1 protein-coding gene is annotated in these 1,266 nt (G+C 63.7%); it reads right to left on the reverse strand.

Going from position 1 to position 1,266, the window contains the following annotated elements:
- Positions 1 to 34: 34 nt before the first annotated feature.
- Positions 35 to 1,219, reverse strand: coding sequence for an IS30 family transposase (locus G205_RS20390; RefSeq protein ID WP_035754039.1), 1,185 nt, complete (start codon positions 1,217 to 1,219; stop codon positions 35 to 37).
- Positions 1,220 to 1,266: the final 47 nt, after the last annotated feature.

The following is a 1,266-nucleotide window of genomic DNA, read 5'->3' on the forward strand; positions in this document are numbered from 1 at the left end:
GGCAAAGTCAAGTGGTGGGAGCAACGTGGGGTGGTTAGGCCGCGTGCAGCAGCTGGTTTAGCCGGTTGGCTGGGGTGTCGAGGTTCAGGGTTGGCCGGGGGCGGCGGTTGAGCTTGGCTGCGATGCGGTCAAGGTCGTCGGGGGTGTGGGCGGAGAGGTCGGAGCCTTTCTCGAACCAGAACCGCAGGAGCCGGTTGGTGTTCTCGTTTGTGCCTCGCTGCCAGGGCGAGTGGGGGTCGCAGAAGTAGAGCGTGGTCTCGAGGGCGGTCTGGATCTTGGCGTAGTCGGCGAGCTCGGTGCCGCGGTCCCAGGTGATCGAGCGGCGCAGGTGCTCCGGGAGCTTTCCCATCTCCTGGATCATCGCCGCGGCGACCGTCTCGGCGGTGTGGTCCCCGGGCAGGTGGAGCAGGATCGTGAACCGGGTGGAGCGTTCGACCAGGGTGCCGATCGCGGTCCCGTTGCATCCGATGATCAGGTCTCCTTCCCAGTGTCCCGGGACGGCCCGGTCCTGGGCTTCGGCGGGGCGTTCGCTGATCTTGAAAGCCTCCTTGTAGGGGCTGTTCTTGAGCCGGTCGCTGGTGTGGGGAACGCGTTGTTTGCGTTTGAGGCTGAGATTTTCGGCCAGGTCTGCCCGCAGTTTCCCGCGGGTCTGGACGTACAGGGCCTGGTAAATCGTCTCGTGGCTCACCTGCATAGTCTGGTCATCGGCAAAGTAAAACGCCAGCATCGAAGAGATCAGCTTCGGGCTCCACCCGTCATCCATCCACACTCCGATCAGCCGGCACAGATCCTCGTCTTCGATGAGCTTGAAGGGCTTGGGCCGGCGCCGCGCCTGATGGGCTCTGGTATGCGCGACTTGAGCGTTGTACCTGCCCTCGGCATCACAGTTGCGGTTGACCTCACGCCAGATTACGGACTTGTCCCGCCCGATCACCTCACCGATCTTCGCGTAGCTCATCCCGGCCTGCCGGCCCATCTGGATCATCCCCCGCTCCGCCTCGGTTAGTGCCCGCCCGCAGGGAAGCTCCGCGGACGGGCCAGGATCTGCCAGGCCACCATGGGCCGAAATGCTCAGCGTCATCTGACCAGACTCGGCCCACCACTTCTTCGCCGTGCCGCGCGAGGCCCCGACACGCCGGGCAGCAGCACTGACCGACAAACCGGCACACACCAGATCGAGAAAATCATCACGGACATGGACAGGAAACAACTTCGGCATCAAACGCTCCATCAATCAAAGCGTTGCAACCACCATATGAATCCGCC

Origin of the sequence: Arthrobacter nitrophenolicus (genome assembly GCF_000332815.1) — a bacterium.
GTDB lineage: Bacteria > Actinomycetota > Actinomycetes > Actinomycetales > Micrococcaceae > Arthrobacter > Arthrobacter nitrophenolicus.